The following is a 15,804-nucleotide window of genomic DNA, read 5'->3' as shown; positions in this document are numbered from 1 at the left end:
GATCAAGTCGGCTTGGAGCTTGAGTAAGGCACCCGCACGCATTCGATGATTGGCCTTTCCTGAAAAATGTCATCACCACCTTCGCTTTTGGATCGTTACTTATGGATACTCTTGCAAAATAGCAGGCTGTCACGGCTGTGTGTACCATACACATAAAAGTCGTGAGCAGAGCACATGCGCAGTAGAGAGGTCATATCACTTATTGAGGCAGATGGATGGGTCGAGATCGGTGTAAGGGGCAGCCATCATTATTTCAAGCATCCGTCCAAGCCAGGAAAGGTGGTAGTGCCGCACCCAAAGGTGCAGCTGCCAAAAGGTACGCTCAACAACATTCTTAAAACTGCCGGCCTCAGATGAGCTCGATAACAGACATTGTAAGGTCGGGTGTTCTTAGTACTCTCGGCTCTCTCCATCAGGAGGAATCCATGAAATTTCCGGTCGTTATCCATAAGGACTCAGACTCCGATTACGGCGTGACCGTGCCAGACGCCCCTGGCTGTTTCAGCGGTGGAGCATCGGTTGAAGAGGCACTGGACAATGTGCTTGAAGCCCTTGCCCTTTATTGTGAGGGGGCGTTGGCTGACGGTGATCCGTTGCCTCATAGCCAGCCCATCGACAACCATTTGAACAACCCGGATTATGAGGGCGGTGTGTGGGCTGTCGTCGATTTCGATATCACGCCCTATCTTGGAAAATCGGTTCGCTTCAACGCAACGCTGCCTGAGCATCTGCTTCAACGGATCGATGCTTATGTCGCTAACCATCCCGAGCAGAAAAGCCGATCCGGTTTTCTGGCGTCGGCAGCACTTCGGGCGTTAGCGGGCGCTTGAGGCGCCCGGATAAAAAGCTCGGAATAGCGCCGCGAGATCAGAGCGCCATGGACGCAAAAAAACGCTTGGTGCTAGGCACCAAGCGTTTTTTCGTGGGTAAGGCCGATTGAGGCTCGTGTACAGCAATGCCTACATCGATGTCGATTTACGAGGCGATCAACTGCCGCAACACATAATGCAAGATCCCACCCGCTTTGAAGTACTTTACTTCATTGAGCGTATCGATCCGGCACAGCACCTCCAGCTCCTGCGTTTGCCCGTCTTCGCGCGTGATGCGCAGCGTCAGCGGCATCGCCGGGCGGATTTTCGCGTCGGTCAAGCCGAGCACATCGATCCGCTCACGCCCGGTCAAGCCCAGGCTCTTGCGGTCGTCGCCGTCCTTGAACTGCAACGGCAACACGCCCATGCCCACCAAGTTGGAGCGGTGGATGCGTTCGAAGCTCTGCGCCAGCACGGCTTTCACGCCCAGTAGGTTGGTGCCTTTAGCCGCCCAGTCGCGGCTGGAACCGGTGCCGTATTCCTTGCCAGCGATCACCACCAGCGGCGTGCCTGCCGCCTGATAGCGCATGGCCGCATCGTAGATCGACAATTTTTCGCCACTAGGCACGTGCACCGTGTTGCCACCTTCCTCGCCACCCAGCATTTCGTTGCGGATGCGGATGTTGGCGAAGGTGCCGCGCATCATCACTTCGTGGTTGCCACGGCGCGAGCCGTAGGAGTTGAAGTCGCGTGGCTCCACGCCTTTATCGCGCAGGTAGCGGCCGGCCGGGCTATCGACCTTTATGTTGCCGGCCGGGGAGATGTGGTCGGTGGTCACCGAGTCGCCCAGCAGGGCGAGAATGTTGGCGCCGTGGATGTCCTCGATCGTCGGCAGCGGGCCGCCGATGCCTTCGAAGAAGGGCGGGTGCTGGATGTAGGTCGAGGCGTCGTCCCACACGTAGGTCGCGGCCTTGGGTACTTCGATGGCCTGCCACTGCGCATCGCCTTTGAAGACGTCGGCGTATTCCTTGTGGAACATTTCGGTGCTGACCTTGGCCACCGCGTCGGCGATTTCCTGCTGGGTGGGCCAAATGTCCTTGAGGTATACGGGCTTGCCGTCCTTGCCGGTGCCCAAGGCATCGCGCGACAGGTCCACGCGCACGCTGCCGGCCAGGGCATACGCGACCACCAGGGGCGGGGAGGCCAGCCAGTTGGTTTTCACCAAGGGGTGCACACGGCCCTCGAAGTTGCGGTTGCCCGACAGCACCGAGGCGACGGTAAGGTCGTTGTCGCTGATGGCGGTTTCGATGTCTTCGTTGAGCGGGCCGGAGTTGCCGATGCAGGTGGTGCAGCCGTAACCGACCAGGTCGAAGCCCAGTTCGTCCAGATAAGGCGTGAGGCCCGCTGCCTGGAAGTAGTCGGTGACCACTTTCGAACCTGGCGCCAGCGAACTCTTGACCCAGGGCTTGCGGGTCAGGCCGTGTTCGACGGCTTTTTTCGCCACCAGGCCTGCGGCCATCATCACACTGGGGTTGGAGGTGTTGGTACAGGAAGTGATGGCGGCGATCACCACGGCGCCATCGCGCAGCGGACGCGAGGAGTTCGAGCCGTCGTCGTAAGTACCCGCCTGATCGGCATTGCCGACCGCCACACCGCCGCCGCCCTCGCTTTCCAGACGGCCGACTTCCTTGCTCGGCGTCTTGGGTTGCAGGTCGAGGAAACCGTCGAAGGTCTTGCTCACTTCTTCCAGCGGCACGCGGTCCTGCGGGCGTTTGGGACCGGCGAGGCTGGCGCCGACATCGTGCATGTCCAGCGCCAGGCTGTCGGTGAACACCGGTTCCTGACCCGGTTCGCGCCACAGGCCCTGGGCTTTGCAGTATTGCTCCACCAGCGCCACGGTTTCGCTGGGGCGGCCGGACAGGCGCAGGTAATCGAGGGTGACGTCGTCGACCGGGAAGAAGCCGCAGGTGGCGCCGTATTCGGGGGCCATGTTGGCCAGGGTGGCGCGGTCGGCCAAGGGCAGTTGCGCCAGGCCGTCGCCGTAGAATTCGACGAACTTGCCCACCACGCCGTGCTTGCGCAGCATCTGCGTCACGGTCAGCACCAGGTCGGTGGCGGTGATGCCCTCGCGCAGCTTGCCGGTCAGCTTGAAGCCGACCACCTCGGGAATCAGCATCGACACCGGCTGGCCGAGCATGGCCGCTTCGGCTTCGATGCCGCCCACGCCCCAGCCCAACACGCCTAGGCCGTTGATCATGGTGGTGTGCGAGTCGGTGCCGACCAGGGTATCGGGGAAGGCGTAGGTGCGGCCGTCTTCTTTACGGGTCCAGACCGTGCGGCCCAGGTATTCCAGGTTGACCTGGTGGCAGATGCCGGTGCCCGGCGGCACCACGCTGAAGTTGGCGAAAGCGTCCTGTCCCCAGCGTAGGAAGGCGTAGCGCTCGCCATTGCGTTCCATCTCGATGTCGACGTTTTCTTCGAAGGCATGCGGCGTGGCGTAGTGGTCGACCATCACCGAGTGGTCGATGACCAAATCCACTGGCGACAACGGATTGATCCGCTGCGGATCGCCCCCGGCTTTAGCCACGGCGGCGCGCATGGCGGCCAAGTCGACCACGGCCGGCACGCCGGTGAAGTCCTGCATCAGCACGCGGGCGGGGCGGTACTGGATTTCGCGGTCGGAGCGGCGCGCTTCGAGCCACTGCGCCAGTGCGCCGAGGTCGTCGCGGGTGACGGTCTCGCCATCTTCCCAGCGCAGCAGGTTTTCCAGCAGCACCTTGAGCGACATGGGCAGCCTTTGCAGGTCACCCAGGGTTTTCGCCGCTTCCGGCAGGCTGTGGTAATGGTAGAGCTTGCCTGCGATGTCGAGGGTCTTGAGGGTATTCAGGCTATCAAGCGAGGGCATTGCCAACTCCTTCTGCGCCGGTGCCCGGCAATCGCGAAGGTTGCCGATGTCACCTCGATGTGACGGCCCGCACGGCACGGGCCTGGCTCGAATGTATGGCCGGTCATCGCCGGCCTGACCTTCTTCTGGACCGGCGAGGCGTGTCGCTGGTTCGATCTTCCTTTATCATTCGCCGCCTTGCCGCCGCCCGCCTGGCGCCGGATCAAGGCTGGCGCGTTGCGCGCCACCGTCGTGGAGTGAGAAATGAGTACCCTGTTCATGCATTGCCGGCCCGGCTTCGAGGGCGAGGTCTGCGCCGAAATCAGCGAGCACGCTGCGCGCCTGGGCGTGCCGGGCTACGCCAAGGCCAAGCCGCAGAGCGCCTGCGCGGAATTCGTCTGCACCGAGGAGGGCGGCAGCGAACGGTTGATGCAAGGCCTGCGCTTCGACCAGCTGATCTTCCCGCGCCAATGGGCGCGCGGTCAGTTCCTCGACCTGCCGGAAACCGACCGCATCAGCGTGTTGCTCGAACACCTGCGCGCACTGCCGGTGTTCGGCAGCCTGTGGCTGGAGGTGCTCGACAGCAACGATGGCAAAGAGCTGTCGACCTTCTGCAAGCGCTTCGAAGGCCCGCTGCGCAAGGCCCTGGAAAAGGCCGGACGGCTGGTCGAGGACCGCGGTCGCCCGCGTCTGCTGCTGACCTTCATCAGTGGCCGCCAGGTGTTCGTCGGCAGCGCCGCCCAGGACGATTCGGCGCTGTGGCCGATGGGCATCCCCCGTCTGAAATTCCCCCGCGAGGCGCCGAGCCGCTCGACGCTCAAGCTCGAAGAGGCCTGGCATCAGTTCATCCCCCGCGAGCAGTGGGAAGCACGCCTGGGCGACGACATGACCGGTGTCGATCTGGGTGCCTCGCCGGGCGGTTGGACCTACCAACTGGTCAAGCGCGGCATGCTGGTCACCGCCATCGACAACGGCCCGATGGCCGAAAGCCTGATGGACACCGGCCTGGTGCAGCATCTGATGGCCGACGGTTTCACCTGGAAGCCCAAGCAGCGGGTCGACTGGATGGTCTGCGACATCGTCGAGAAACCGGCGCGCAGCACGGCGCTGATCGAAACCTGGCTGGGCGAGGGGCTGTGCCGCGAGGCGGTGGTCAACCTCAAGCTGCCGATGAAGCAGCGCTACCCCGAGGTGCGCCGCTTGCTCGAGCGCATGGAGGCGACGTTCAAGGCGCGCAAGGTACGCGTGTCGATCGCCTGCAAGCAGCTGTACCACGACCGCGAAGAAGTCACCTGCCATCTGCGCCGGCTGGACCTTGCGCCGCGTTGAGCGGTCGAACCGATTCAATCTTCTGGAGCCTGACATGACCGATTTCACCCCCGACGCGGTGCTCGACGCCACCGGCCTGAACTGCCCGGAACCGGTAATGATGCTGCACCAGCACGTGCGCGACCTGGCCGCGGGCGGCCTGCTCAAGGTCATCGCCACCGACCCCTCGACGCGTCGCGACATCCCCAAGTTCTGTGTGTTCCTTGGCCACGAGCTGGTCGAGCAGCAGGAGCAGGCCGGCACCTACCTGTACTGGATCCGCAAGAAGGCCGACTGAGCCGCGCTGGAAGCGCTCCCGCAGAGCGCCTACACTGCGCTCCCCGATAAGGAGCGCGCCATGCTGATAGTTGCCGACGAAAACATTCCCTTGCTCGATGCGTTCTTCGCCGGGTTCGGCGAGATCCGCCGTTACCCCGGCCGGGCCATCGACGCGGCCTGCGTCAAGGACGCCGATGTGCTGCTGGTGCGCTCGGTGACCCGGGTCGACCGGCAGTTGCTCGAAGGCAGCCGGGTGCGCTTCGTCGGCACCTGCACCATCGGCACCGACCACCTGCAACTCGACTACCTGAACGAAGCCGGCATCCGTTGGCGCAGCGCACCGGGCTGCAATGCCCGCGGCGTGGTCGACTATGTGCTGGGCAGCCTGCTGACCCTGGCCGAACTCGACGGTGTGCGCCTGGCCGAGCGGGTGTATGGCGTGGTCGGCGCTGGCGAAGTGGGCGGGCGTCTGGTACGCGTACTGCGTGGCCTGGGCTGGCAGGTGCTGGTGTGCGATCCGCCGCGCCAGGCCGCCGAGGGGGGCGATTTCGTCAGCCTCGACACCTTGCTCGATCGATGCGACGTGGTTAGCGTGCACACGCCGCTGCAGCGTAGCGGCGAGCAGCCGACCTGGCACCTGTTCGACACCGAGCGGCTGGCGCGACTGCGCCCGGGCGCCTGGTTGATCAATGCCAGCCGCGGCGCCGTGGTGGACAACCAGGCCTTGCGCGAATGCCTGCTGGCCCGCGATGACCTGCACGCGGTGCTCGATGTCTGGGAAGGCGAGCCGCAGGTGGACGTCGACCTGGCCGACGTTTGCACCCTGGCGACGCCGCACATTGCCGGCTACAGCCTCGACGGCCGCCAGCGCGGTACCGCGCAGATCTACCAGGCGCTCTGCGAATGGCAAGGCTCGGCGCCGCAGGTGTGGTTGGCCGACCTGCTGCCGCCGGCGCCACTGGCGCAGATCGAGTTGGACGCCAGCTGCGAGCCGGACTGGGCGTTGGCCACGCTGTGCCGGGCCGTGTACGACCCGCGTCGTGACGATGCCGATTTCCGCCGCAGCTTGAGCGACGATCCACAGCAGCAGGGGGTCGCGTTCGATGCGCTGCGCAAGCGATACCCGGCGCGGCGCGAGATCGAAGGGTTGCAGGTGAAGATTCGCGGGGAGGCGCCGCAGTTGGCGCAGGTGGTGAGTGCGTTGGGGGCCGTGCTGGTTTGAAAGAAGTGTTGCGGGTGGCCGATGTTTGGGCGCACCCGCAACGAGCCGGGTCAGCGGCCCTGAAAGCTAGCCCCGATCCCGATAGGACCGGTCGGCACGGCTTTCTTCGAGGCGCTGGCACGCCTGCTGAATCATGTCTTCGGTAATTGGCACTTCGCGCCCTTCGGCATCGAGGATCGAACCGCATGGCTGCTGGAGACCCTGGGTATGGGTTTTCGGCGAATGCTGAGTGTGCTGCAAGCTCATGTCCTGTCTCCTGTTCGAAATATTCATTCAAGGTCGAGGGCGAGCGTTGGCCCTTGGTGTCAGGCACCGACGTCGCAAGGTCACCAGTCCACCAGAAAATCGGGCGCGATGCCAGTGGCCCTTTATATCGAATGGGTATACCTACAGGCGTGTGCTGCCGTGCACGGTGCTGACGGTCGGCACGTGAAACCTGCGCAAACGGCCCACGCCCTGGGGCGTGAATGATAGGCTGCCAGGCTCGCCTGCCCACCGGACCCGACCATGCTCAAGCCCGCCTCCACGCCGCACCGTCATGCCCTGAGCCTGGCTTGGCACTTCCTGCGCCCCTACCGCAAACGTGGGTTGCTGGCCTTGTTGGCGCTGGTGGTCACGGCCTTGGTGACGCTGTCGATGGGCCAAGGCATTCGTCTGCTGGTCGACCACGGTTTCATGACGGGTTCGACCCATCAGCTCAACCAGACTCTGGGTTTGTTTCTGCTGCTGGTGCTGGCCTTAGCGGCAGGCACGTTCAGCCGTTTCTATCTGGTGTCGTGGATCGGCGAGCGCTGCGTGGCCGACCTGCGCCGTGCGGTGTTCGAGCATTTGCTGACCCTGCACCCCGGCTTTTTCGAAGACAACCGCAGCTCGGAAATCCAGTCGCGCCTGACTGCCGATACCACCTTGCTGCAAGCGGTGATCGGATCGTCCCTGTCGATGTTCCTGCGCAACGTGCTGATGGTGGTGGGCGGTGTGGTGCTGTTGTTCGTCACCAACGCCAAGCTCACCAGCATCGTGGTGGTCGCGCTGCCCATCGTGCTGGCGCCGATCCTATTGCTGGGCCGACGGGCGCGCAGCCTGTCGCGGCAAAGCCAAGACCGTATCGCCGATGTCGGCAGCTACGTGGCCGAGACCTTGGGCCAGATCAAGACCGTGCAGGCCTACAACCACCAGCGCCATGACCGCGACGCCTTCGCCGAGACCGTGGAAGCGGCGTTCGACGTGGCGCGCCGACGCATCGCCCAGCGCGCCTGGCTGATCACCCTGGTGATCGTGTTGGTGCTCGGCGCGGTGGGGGTCATGCTCTGGGTGGGCGGCATGGACGTGATCGCCGGACGCATCTCGGCCGGCGAACTGGCGGCCTTCGTGTTCTACAGCCTGATCGTCGGTGCGTCGCTGGGCACCATCAGCGAGGTGCTCGGCGAGTTGCAGCGCGCGGCGGGGGCGGCGCAGCGGATCGCCGAATTGCTGGCGGCGCATCCCGCCATCGTGGCGCCGAGCGCTCCTGCCGCGCTGGGCAGAAGCCGCGGGCTGATCGAGCTGCAAGGGCTGCGTTTCGCCTACCCCAGCCGCCCCGACCACCCGGCGATCGAACAACTCGACCTGCGCATCGAGCCCGGCCAGACCCTGGCCCTGGTCGGGCCGTCGGGCGCCGGCAAGTCGACCCTGTTCGACTTGCTGCTGCGCTTCTACGACCCGCAGCAGGGGCGCATCCTCATCGATGGTCAGGCCATCGACCGTCTCGACCCCGACGTGCTGCGCGCTCAATACGCCCTGGTGGCGCAGCATCCGGCGCTGTTTCGCGGCAGCATCGAGGCCAACCTGCGCTATGGCCGCCCCGGAGCCAGCTTCGCCGAAGTCGAGCGTGCCGCGCGCAGCGCCCATGCCCACGATTTCATCGAGCAACTGCCGCAGGGCTACCAGACCCTGCTGGGCGAAGGTGGCATCGGTTTGTCGGGCGGTCAGCGGCAACGCTTGGCGATCGCCCGCGCGCTGCTGGTGGATGCGCCGATCCTGCTGCTCGACGAAGCCACCAGCGCACTGGACGCACAAAGCGAGCACCTGATTCAGCAAGCGTTGCCGCAGCTGCTGAGCGGGCGCACCACACTGGTGATCGCCCACCGTCTGGCGACGGTGCAGCATGCCGATCGCATCGTGGTGATGGACAAGGGAAGGGTGGTGGCTAGCGGCACGCATCGGCAGTTGCTCGACGGCAGCACGCTGTATGCGCGGCTGGCCGAGTTGCAGTTCAATTCACGCAGCGAATGACAGGCAAGAAAAAACCCGCACAAGGCGGGTCTTTTCGGGAGCTGGTCGGAGAGACAGGATTCGAACCTGCGGCCTTCTCGTCCCGAACGAGACGCGCTACCTGGCTGCGCTACACTCCGATGGGCAAAATGCTACTGCATCGCCTTTTTGCCTGCAAGCCCTTGTTGTGCAACGGCTGTTGGGCAAGAAGGCGACTCGGTCACAGCTCCTTGACGGTGCGGACCTGGTCTTTGTTCAGACGGGTGCGCTTGCCGTCGAGCTGCTCGAATTCGTAAAAGCCGGAATCTTCGTCATACGACGGAGTATCGACCGATTGGATTTCACGGCCGTCATTGAGGGTAATCACGCTGGGCGACGCGCAGCCGGCCAGTGCGCCCATGCCCAGGGCCAGCAAAAAGGCAGGAAGGGTCCGCTTGATCATCTTGTTTCTCCAATATGGGGGTGCTTGATGTGCGTCAGACGCATCAGGTCTGCGCAAGTTCCTCGACAGTCGAGCACAGCTGGTGCAAGACCGCCAGTGTCGCTGCCCGCGCATGGTCTGTCGGCGACGCTGTGATATAACGGCCAGCAACGTTTCCCCTGTGATGGACTCCCATGAAAGCCAAGGCAGATACCCCGTTCGTGCCGTTGAACATCGCCGTGCTGACGGTCAGCGACACCCGTACCCTCGATACCGACACCTCCGGCCAGACGTTCGTCGACCGTCTCGCCGCCGCCGGGCATCGCCTGGCCGCCCGCGTGCTGCTCAAGGACGATCTGTACAAGATCCGCGCCCAAGTCGCGACCTGGATCGCCGACGACATCGTGCAAGTGGTGCTGATCACCGGCGGCACCGGTTTCACCGGCCGCGACAGCACCCCCGAAGCGGTCGCCTGCCTGCTGGACAAACAGGTCGATGGCTTCGGTGAGCTGTTCCGGCAGATCTCGGTACCCGACATCGGCACCTCCACCGTGCAGTCGCGAGCCCTGGCGGGGCTGGCCAACGGCACCCTGGTGTGTTGCCTACCGGGTTCGACCAATGCGGTGCGCACCGGCTGGGACGGCATCCTCGCCGAGCAGCTCGACGCCCGCCATCGCCCCTGCAACTTCGTCACCCACCTGAAACAGGCCGCGCCCTGTGAAAGCCGTGGCTGAGGCCATGGCGCCCCGGCCGCTGATGCCGGTGGAAGAGGCCCTGGCGCAACTATTGGCGTTGGCCGACGGTGCGCCGATCTTAGACCGCGAGCAAGTGCTCCTGGCCGAGGCCGAAGGCCGCGTGCTGGCCGAGGACCTGATCGCCGGCCTCGACCTGCCGCCCTGGCCGAACAGCGCCATGGATGGCTATGCCTTGCGCCTGGCCGACTGGCAGGGCGAACCACTGCGCGTAAGCCAACGGATCTTCGCCGGCCATGCGCCCGAGGCCTTGGCGCCTGGCACCTGCGCACGAATCTTCACCGGCGCGCCGTTGCCGGCCGGGGCCGACTGTGTGGAGATGCAAGAGAACGTCGAGGTGTTGGCCGATGGCAGGGTGCGCTTCCTGCAGCCCCTGCGCGTCCAACAGAACGTGCGCCCCCAAGGTCAAGAGACCCGCGTCGGCGAACAGGTGCTGGCGGCCGGCACGCGACTGGGGCCGATCGAGCTGGGGCTGGCCGCGACCCTCGGGCACGGCGATTTGACGGTGGTGCGGCGGGCGCGGGTAGCCGTGCTGTCGACCGGCGACGAGTTGGTCGAGCCTGGGCAGCCGCTCGGCCCTGGGCAGATCTACAACAGCAATCGGCGTCTGCTGGTGAGCTGGTTGCAGCGCATGGGCTGCGAGGTGGTCGATGCCGGCATCCTCGCCGACGACCTCGAGCTGACCCGGCAGTGCCTGGCGGGGTTGGGCGATGTGGACTTGATCCTGTCCACGGGCGGAGTCTCGGTGGGCGAAGCCGACTACTTGGGCATGGCGCTGCGCGAGGCCGGGCAACTGGCGTTGTGGAAGCTGGCGATCAAGCCGGGCAAGCCGCTGACCTTCGGGCATTATCGCGGCGTACCGGTGATCGGTCTGCCGGGCAATCCGGCATCGACCTTGGTCACCTTCGGCCTCTTGGCGCGGCCCTACCTGCTGCGTCGACTGGGGGTCGGCAAGGTCGCGCCGCTGCGCTTCGAAGTCCCGGCAGGCTTCGCCTGGCCTAAGGCCGGCAGCCGCCGCGAGTACCTGCGCGCGCGCATCCAGGACGGTGCGGTGCACATCTACAAGAACCAGAGCTCGGGCGTATTGCGCAGTGCTGCCTGGGCCGATGGCGTGGTCGAGGTGCGCGAAGGCACGACGCCGCAGGTCGGCGATCGCGTGCCGTTCATTCCCTTCAGCGAACTGCTGGACTGACCTGACTGGCGGGCAGCCTGGCGCGTATCGTGTGCCAGGTACCCGACCGGTTCACCCTCGGTCCGTTTTTTCATATTTACAGCCGCCTGCTTGCAGCATTCCGACCTTCCCGAGTGTCGAGATTGCCAGGCACTTATCTGTCGGAGAATCGCAATGCAGCAGCGCAAGGCAATGCTGGTTTTGCATGGCAAGCAAGCCATGAACGAAGACGTGCGCACGGCCGTGGGCCAGTGCCGCGAGCGCGGCTGGACGCTGGACGTGCGCCTGACTTGGGAAGGCGGCGACGCGGCGCGGTTGGTCGATGAGGCGTTGCAGGCCGGCTACGGCACGGTGATCGCCGGAGGCGGCGACGGTACGCTGCGCGATATCGCCGAAGCCATGGGCCGGGCTGGTACTCAGGCCAGCCTCGTGCTGTTGCCTCTGGGCACGGCCAACGATTTTGCCAAGGCCGCTGGCATTCCGCTGGAGCCTGCGCAGGCGCTGGCGCTGCTGGACCAACCCGCGCAGCCGATCGACTTGGGCAAGGTCGGCGACCAGTGGTTTCTCAACATGGCGACCGGCGGCTTCGGCAGCCAAGTGACGGCCAATACGTCCGAAGACTTGAAGAAAGTCCTGGGCGGTGCGGCCTACCTGTTCACCGGCCTGACCCGCTTCAGCGAACTGCAAGCCGCTTCGGTGGAGCTGGTAGGTCCGGACTTCCATTGGCAGGGTGACCTGCTGGCGCTGGGCATCGGCAACGGTCGACAAGCCGGTGGCGGCCATGAACTGTGTCCCGAAGCCCTGGTCGACGATGGTCTGCTCGATGTCGGTGTGCTACCCGCGCCGCAGGATGTGGTCGGCGCGCTGCGCGATCTGTGGGGGGGCGATGGTTTGTTCGTGCGCACCCGTCTGCCGTGGGTCGAGATCAAGAGCGCCAAGGGCTTGAACATCAATCTCGACGGCGAGCCGATGCAGGGCGAGAGCCTGCGCTTCGAGGCCTGCCCCGGCGCGCTGCGCGTGCACTTGCCGGCCGATTCGCCCTTGCTCAGTCATCGAGGGTGATGATCTTCTCGCGCACGGCGTACAACACCAGCCCCGCCACGTCGTAGATCTGCAGGCGTTTCATGATGTGCGAGCGGTGGGTTTCCACGGTCTTGATCGACAGGCCCAGGCCATTGGCGATTTCCCGAGTGGACTTGCCGCGCACGATCAAGCGCAGGATCTCCAACTGCCGTGCCGTGAGACTGTGTCGCTCGCAGGTGGCCTGGCTTCGTTGCAATGCCTGGTCGATCACGGCATGGGCGATGGCCGGGCTGAGGTAGCGCCCGCCATCGCGCAAGGCGTCTAGCGCCTGTTCCAGTTCGGTGGCGGTCGTGTCTTTGAGCAGGTAACCCTGGGCGCCGGTTTCCAGGGCGCTCATGACAGTTTCCGGGTCGGTGTGCATGGACAGGATCAATACCCGGCAGCACGCGCCCGCCTCGCGCAATTGAGCCAGTGCATCAAGCCCGCTGGTCGAGCGCAACGACAGGTCGAGCAACACGATGTCAGGCGCCAGACGTGCCACCAGCTCGGGCAGGCGGTCGCCGTCTTCGGCTTCTCCCACCACCTGATAGCCCGGCACATCGGCGATCAGCGCACGCACGCCGGCGCGGATCAGCGAGTGGTCGTCCACCAGCAGCAATCTACAGGTCATGGGCAGCCGGGCTCCTGGCACGGGGGTGGGTGCGCGTGGGCCAGGGCAGCTTGGCCTCGATGCGCGTGCCGCGGCCAGGCTCGCTGTCCAGCGCCAGGCTGCCCTGCAGGGCCAGGGCGCGCTCGTGCATGCCGGCCAGACCGCGCTGGCCGGCACGGACTGGGTCGGGCGCTGGGGTGAAACCCGCGCCGTCGTCCTCGATGCGCAGCAGCAGGCCGGTCTGGTTGCGCCGCACTTCGATGTGCAGGTTCTCGGCCCGGGCATGGCGCAGGAGGTTGGTCACGGCTTCCTGGGTGATGCGAAACGCCGCCATGCTCAACGGTGCCGGTACGCCGTCCAGGCGTTGTGGGCAGTGCAGGGTCCAGCGCACCGGGCTGTGCTGCAGGGTGCGCATCAGGTGCGCGCGCAGGCTCTCCTCCAGGCCCAGGCTGGAGAGCTGACGGGGGTTGAGCAGGGTGGTGAGGTCGCGCACGTTGGTCAGCGTCTGTTCGAGCGTGCTGCGCACGGTGTTGCAATGGGGAGTGAGATCCCCGGACACCCGTCGTTGCAACCATTCGACCTGCAGCTTCGCGGCGGTCAGCAATTGGCCGATGTCGTCGTGCAGCTCCCGGCTCAGGTGCTCGCGCTCGCTTTCCTGCACCTTGAGCATGCGCCGCGCCAACTCCTGGGGTTGCAGGGTGATCGACCTACCGTACTGACGCAGTTGCCAGAGCACCATCAGCAAGCCCAGCAGGTGCAACGCCAGCCATTGACCAGGCGTCGGCAGGGCCTGTTGCCAATACCACAGTTGCGCGACCAGCGGGACGCCGCACGACAGACCGGACGACCAGCGCAAAAGCGTTGCGCGCAGAGGGAGACATCGACGGAGCTTCACGCATGAAGGCATGGTCAGGGGGATCACTGAATCGTTGCTGGAAGAATCGAAAACCAATAGCTCGCGCGTACCACGACGGTCTCGCGATACGTCTTTGCACAATTAAGGGTCGTTGAGTGCGCATAGCTTAACACTTTGAACGGACCAGGGCGGCACCCCTCTGAGGCGAGTGCGTCCCAGTGTTTTCAAGGGCTTGGCGCGATAAATTCCGGGCAAAGTGCCATTATCCTCGCCCGGTCGATCGCACTGTTTGGCAACTTGTGGTTTATCTGCGTTCACTGTTGGACAACTTCTGAAGTTGCGGAGGTTGGATCGTTTTTATGCGTAGTGATGCAACTTACCCGGCCCGTGGTGTTTCTGGCGCGTCGGCCCGATCCCGCGCCCCGCAGGTGTCATCGATCCTTGAGCGTGTCAGGTGCTACGAGCGTCTGGAGCGTCGCACGTGACGGTGGCTCGGTGGCCTGCAGCGCGTTGGCCAGCTCATCGAGCAAGCCGTGCTGTTCGCGTTCGTCCAGGTCGACGCGCCGGGTGATCGGGTCGAGCAGTTCCAGCTGCCAGGCGAGCAAGGTCAGGCAGGCCTGGGCGCAGCGCACCACGGGCACGGCCAACTGGTGTTGACGACAGGCGGCCGACAGCAGCTGGTGTAGACGCTCGGCGTAGGCGCCTACCTCTTCGGCACCGGCTGCGGCTGCGCGCTTGCCTAGCGTACCCAGGGCATGGAGCAGGCAGCGGCAGGCGTCGGCATCGTTGGCGATCAGTCGCAGATGCGCCAGGCAGTCGTCGGCCATGACCAGCAATTGCTCGGCGTCATGCACAAAAAGTTGCAGGCTGCTGGCAGTCCCGCCGCCAGTGTCGATGGTCAAGCGCTGTGGCCCACTGCTGACGCAGCTGGCCTCCTGAATACTGTCGGCGACAAAGGCCTGACTCCTTCCATGCAGTGCGGAGGGCGTCACATTAATGGCTAGTCGATAGCGCGAATATCAGGTTTGGCCTGAGGGCGGCTAGGGGTTTCCCCGATGCGACATGCTGCAACGGGCGCGGGCCTTAGGCTGGAGAAGGATGGCGGCAGTTAACCATGGTGTTAAAGTGACATCAATTATCTGAAAGGCGTAGGCCATTCCTTATCAAGTTGTGCCGATTCGCGCCGATACAGGGCCGATGACACTTTTCACATCAGGGGCAGTTCAATGGCTGGCATTCTCGACACGGTAGATCAACGAACGCAGCTGGTCGGTGAGAACCGCCTGGAAATTCTCATGTTCCGCCTGGTCGGGCGGCAGTTGTTCGCGATCAACGTGTTCAAGGTCCAGGAAGTGCTGCAATTGCCCAAGCTGACCCTGATGCCGCAGCGCCATGCGTTCGTTTGCGGTGTGGTCAACCTGCGCGGCCAGACCCTGCCGGTGATCGACCTGTCCCAAGCGATCGGTATGCGCCCCCTGCAACCGGGGCCGGACAGCACCATCATCGTCACCGAGTACAACCGCTCGGTGCAGGCGTTTCTGGTCGGTGGGGTCGAGCGCATCGTCAACATGAACTGGGAATCGATCCTGCCGCCGCCCACTAGCGCCGGTCGCCAGCACTACCTGACGGCGATCACCAAGGTCGACGAACAGTTGGTGGAGATCATCGACGTGGAGAAGGTGCTGGCCGAGATCGTGCCGTACAACGCCAAGGTCTCGCGCGACAAGCTCGAAGACCCGTTGCTGGCCGCTGCCCGCGGTCGCGAGATCCTTCTGGTGGACGACTCCAGCGTGGCGCTGGCGCAACTGCGTGACACCCTGTCGCAACTGGGCGCCAAGCTGCACGTGGCCAGCGATGGCCTGAAGGCGCTGCGCATGCTCAAGGCCTGGGCCGACGCCGGGGAAAACGTCTGCGAGAAGTTGCTGATGGTCTTCACCGACGCCGAGATGCCCGAGATGGACGGCTACCGCCTGACCACCGAGATTCGCAACGATCCACGCTTGCGCGGCCTGTACGTGGTGCTGCACACCTCGCTGTCGGGCAGCTTCAACGAGTCGATGGTGAAGAAGGTCGGTTGCGACAACTTCCTCTCCAAGTTCCAACCCGATCGCCTGGTCGAAGTGGTGCGCCAGCGCCTGGCACTGGACAGCACCGAGGCCTGATGGCTGCGCGGCGCGCGG

16 protein-coding genes and 1 tRNA gene are annotated in these 15,804 nt (G+C 64.6%); 10 read left to right on the top strand and 7 right to left on the bottom strand.

The features are described from left to right. Positions 1–174 precede the first annotated feature (174 nt). A complete protein-coding gene (locus tag ACSMEV_RS16795; protein ID WP_459206153.1) occupies positions 175–357 on the top strand; it encodes a type II toxin-antitoxin system HicA family toxin in 183 nt (60 codons plus the stop codon). Between the two features lie 68 nt (positions 358–425). Further along, positions 426–830, top strand: a complete 405-nt coding sequence (locus tag ACSMEV_RS16790; protein ID WP_314489858.1) for a type II toxin-antitoxin system HicB family antitoxin — start codon at positions 426–428, stop codon at positions 828–830. A gap of 145 nt (positions 831–975) precedes the next feature. Here ACSMEV_RS16790 and acnA read toward each other — a convergent pair whose 3' ends face one another. Continuing rightward, on the bottom strand, positions 976–3,714 hold the full coding sequence (acnA, locus tag ACSMEV_RS16785) for an aconitate hydratase AcnA (RefSeq protein ID WP_459206152.1): 2,739 nt from the start codon (positions 3,712–3,714) through the stop codon (positions 976–978). 243 nt (positions 3,715–3,957) lie between these two features. On the opposite strand from acnA, the gene rlmM reads away from it, so the two are divergent. From rlmM to pdxB, 3 genes are read left to right on the top strand one after another with little or no spacing between them, the layout of a single operon-like run. Beyond that, a complete protein-coding gene (gene rlmM / locus ACSMEV_RS16780; protein WP_459206151.1) occupies positions 3,958–5,022 on the top strand; it encodes a 23S rRNA (cytidine(2498)-2'-O)-methyltransferase RlmM in 1,065 nt (354 codons plus the stop codon). Positions 5,023–5,056: 34 nt separating this feature from the next. Further along, positions 5,057–5,299 carry a sulfurtransferase TusA gene (gene tusA, locus ACSMEV_RS16775; protein WP_296268681.1) on the top strand — a complete coding sequence of 81 codons (243 nt, stop codon included), beginning with the start codon at positions 5,057–5,059 and terminating at the stop codon, positions 5,297–5,299. A gap of 60 nt (positions 5,300–5,359) precedes the next feature. Then, positions 5,360–6,502: a 4-phosphoerythronate dehydrogenase PdxB gene (pdxB, locus tag ACSMEV_RS16770; RefSeq protein ID WP_459206150.1), complete on the top strand. Its 1,143-nt coding sequence runs from the start codon at positions 5,360–5,362 to the stop codon at positions 6,500–6,502. 66 nt (positions 6,503–6,568) lie between these two features. On the opposite strand, the gene ACSMEV_RS16765 is transcribed toward pdxB, so the two are convergent. Further along, on the bottom strand, positions 6,569–6,748 hold the full coding sequence (locus ACSMEV_RS16765; RefSeq protein ID WP_413046958.1) for a PA1571 family protein: 180 nt from the start codon (positions 6,746–6,748) through the stop codon (positions 6,569–6,571). A 261-nt stretch (positions 6,749–7,009) separates the two neighbouring features. On the opposite strand from ACSMEV_RS16765, the gene ACSMEV_RS16760 reads away from it, so the two are divergent. Beyond that, positions 7,010–8,773 (top strand): ABC transporter transmembrane domain-containing protein, encoded by a 1,764-nt coding sequence (locus ACSMEV_RS16760; RefSeq protein ID WP_459206149.1) that lies wholly within the window; start codon positions 7,010–7,012, stop codon positions 8,771–8,773. Between the two features lie 42 nt (positions 8,774–8,815). On the opposite strand, the gene ACSMEV_RS16755 is transcribed toward ACSMEV_RS16760, so the two are convergent. Together ACSMEV_RS16755 and ACSMEV_RS16750 are read right to left on the bottom strand one after the other, a co-directional pair. Beyond that, positions 8,816–8,892: transfer RNA gene (locus tag ACSMEV_RS16755), tRNA-Pro, on the bottom strand. An 80-nt stretch (positions 8,893–8,972) separates the two neighbouring features. Then, a complete protein-coding gene (locus ACSMEV_RS16750) occupies positions 8,973–9,194 on the bottom strand; it encodes a YgdI/YgdR family lipoprotein (RefSeq protein WP_296268677.1) in 222 nt (73 codons plus the stop codon). 173 nt (positions 9,195–9,367) lie between these two features. On the opposite strand from ACSMEV_RS16750, the gene moaB reads away from it, so the two are divergent. The 3 genes from moaB (at position 9,368) to yegS (ending at position 12,158) form a co-directional block, all read left to right on the top strand. After that, complete coding sequence (moaB, locus tag ACSMEV_RS16745) at positions 9,368–9,907, top strand: molybdenum cofactor biosynthesis protein B (protein WP_459206148.1); 540 nt, start codon at positions 9,368–9,370, stop codon at positions 9,905–9,907. Between the two features lie 4 nt (positions 9,908–9,911). Continuing rightward, positions 9,912–11,117: a molybdopterin molybdotransferase MoeA gene (locus tag ACSMEV_RS16740; RefSeq protein WP_459208372.1), complete on the top strand. Its 1,206-nt coding sequence runs from the start codon at positions 9,912–9,914 to the stop codon at positions 11,115–11,117. A 153-nt stretch (positions 11,118–11,270) separates the two neighbouring features. Then, positions 11,271–12,158, top strand: coding sequence for a lipid kinase YegS (yegS, locus tag ACSMEV_RS16735; protein WP_296268675.1), 888 nt, complete (start codon positions 11,271–11,273; stop codon positions 12,156–12,158). Here yegS and ACSMEV_RS16730 read toward each other — a convergent pair. The 3 genes from ACSMEV_RS16730 to ACSMEV_RS16720 form a co-directional block, all read right to left on the bottom strand. After that, entirely contained in the window at positions 12,142–12,789 is a 648-nt protein-coding gene (locus ACSMEV_RS16730; protein WP_459206147.1) for a response regulator, read from the bottom strand. The genes yegS and ACSMEV_RS16730 overlap by 17 nt on opposite strands. Then, positions 12,779–13,675, bottom strand: coding sequence for a sensor histidine kinase (locus ACSMEV_RS16725; RefSeq protein WP_459208371.1), 897 nt, complete (start codon positions 13,673–13,675; stop codon positions 12,779–12,781). The genes ACSMEV_RS16730 and ACSMEV_RS16725 overlap by 11 nt, the downstream gene beginning before the upstream one ends. A 380-nt stretch (positions 13,676–14,055) precedes the next feature. Beyond that, positions 14,056–14,526 (bottom strand): histidine kinase, encoded by a 471-nt coding sequence (locus tag ACSMEV_RS16720; protein WP_459206146.1) that lies wholly within the window; start codon positions 14,524–14,526, stop codon positions 14,056–14,058. Between the two features lie 324 nt (positions 14,527–14,850). Here ACSMEV_RS16720 and ACSMEV_RS16715 point away from each other — a divergent pair, with 324 nt between their 5' ends. Then, complete coding sequence (locus ACSMEV_RS16715) at positions 14,851–15,786, top strand: chemotaxis protein CheV (RefSeq protein ID WP_296268671.1); 936 nt, start codon at positions 14,851–14,853, stop codon at positions 15,784–15,786. Positions 15,787–15,804: the final 18 nt, after the last annotated feature.

This window comes from Pseudomonas sp. MLB6B, assembly GCF_054508135.1.
The sequence above is the reverse complement of the archived record's forward strand: the minus strand, read 5'-3'. Positions and strand labels throughout refer to the sequence as shown.

Coding starts and splice junctions, on each gene's coding strand:
- ACSMEV_RS16760 (WP_459206149.1), top strand. CDS start 7,010: ATGCTCAAGCCCGCCTCCACGCCGCACCGTCATGCCCTGAGCCTGGCT.
- ACSMEV_RS16730 (WP_459206147.1), bottom strand. CDS start 12,789: ATGACCTGTAGATTGCTGCTGGTGGACGACCACTCGCTGATCCGCGCC.
- ACSMEV_RS16725 (WP_459208371.1), bottom strand. CDS start 13,675: ATGCCTTCATGCGTGAAGCTCCGTCGATGTCTCCCTCTGCGCGCAACG.
- rlmM (WP_459206151.1), top strand. CDS start 3,958: ATGAGTACCCTGTTCATGCATTGCCGGCCCGGCTTCGAGGGCGAGGTC.
- pdxB (WP_459206150.1), top strand. CDS start 5,360: ATGCTGATAGTTGCCGACGAAAACATTCCCTTGCTCGATGCGTTCTTC.
- ACSMEV_RS16790 (WP_314489858.1), top strand. CDS start 426: ATGAAATTTCCGGTCGTTATCCATAAGGACTCAGACTCCGATTACGGC.
- yegS (WP_296268675.1), top strand. CDS start 11,271: ATGCAGCAGCGCAAGGCAATGCTGGTTTTGCATGGCAAGCAAGCCATG.
- acnA (WP_459206152.1), bottom strand. CDS start 3,714: ATGCCCTCGCTTGATAGCCTGAATACCCTCAAGACCCTCGACATCGCA.
- ACSMEV_RS16750 (WP_296268677.1), bottom strand. CDS start 9,194: ATGATCAAGCGGACCCTTCCTGCCTTTTTGCTGGCCCTGGGCATGGGC.
- ACSMEV_RS16715 (WP_296268671.1), top strand. CDS start 14,851: ATGGCTGGCATTCTCGACACGGTAGATCAACGAACGCAGCTGGTCGGT.
- ACSMEV_RS16740 (WP_459208372.1), top strand. CDS start 9,912: ATGGCGCCCCGGCCGCTGATGCCGGTGGAAGAGGCCCTGGCGCAACTA.
- ACSMEV_RS16765 (WP_413046958.1), bottom strand. CDS start 6,748: ATGAGCTTGCAGCACACTCAGCATTCGCCGAAAACCCATACCCAGGGT.
- ACSMEV_RS16795 (WP_459206153.1), top strand. CDS start 175: ATGCGCAGTAGAGAGGTCATATCACTTATTGAGGCAGATGGATGGGTC.
- moaB (WP_459206148.1), top strand. CDS start 9,368: ATGAAAGCCAAGGCAGATACCCCGTTCGTGCCGTTGAACATCGCCGTG.
- tusA (WP_296268681.1), top strand. CDS start 5,057: ATGACCGATTTCACCCCCGACGCGGTGCTCGACGCCACCGGCCTGAAC.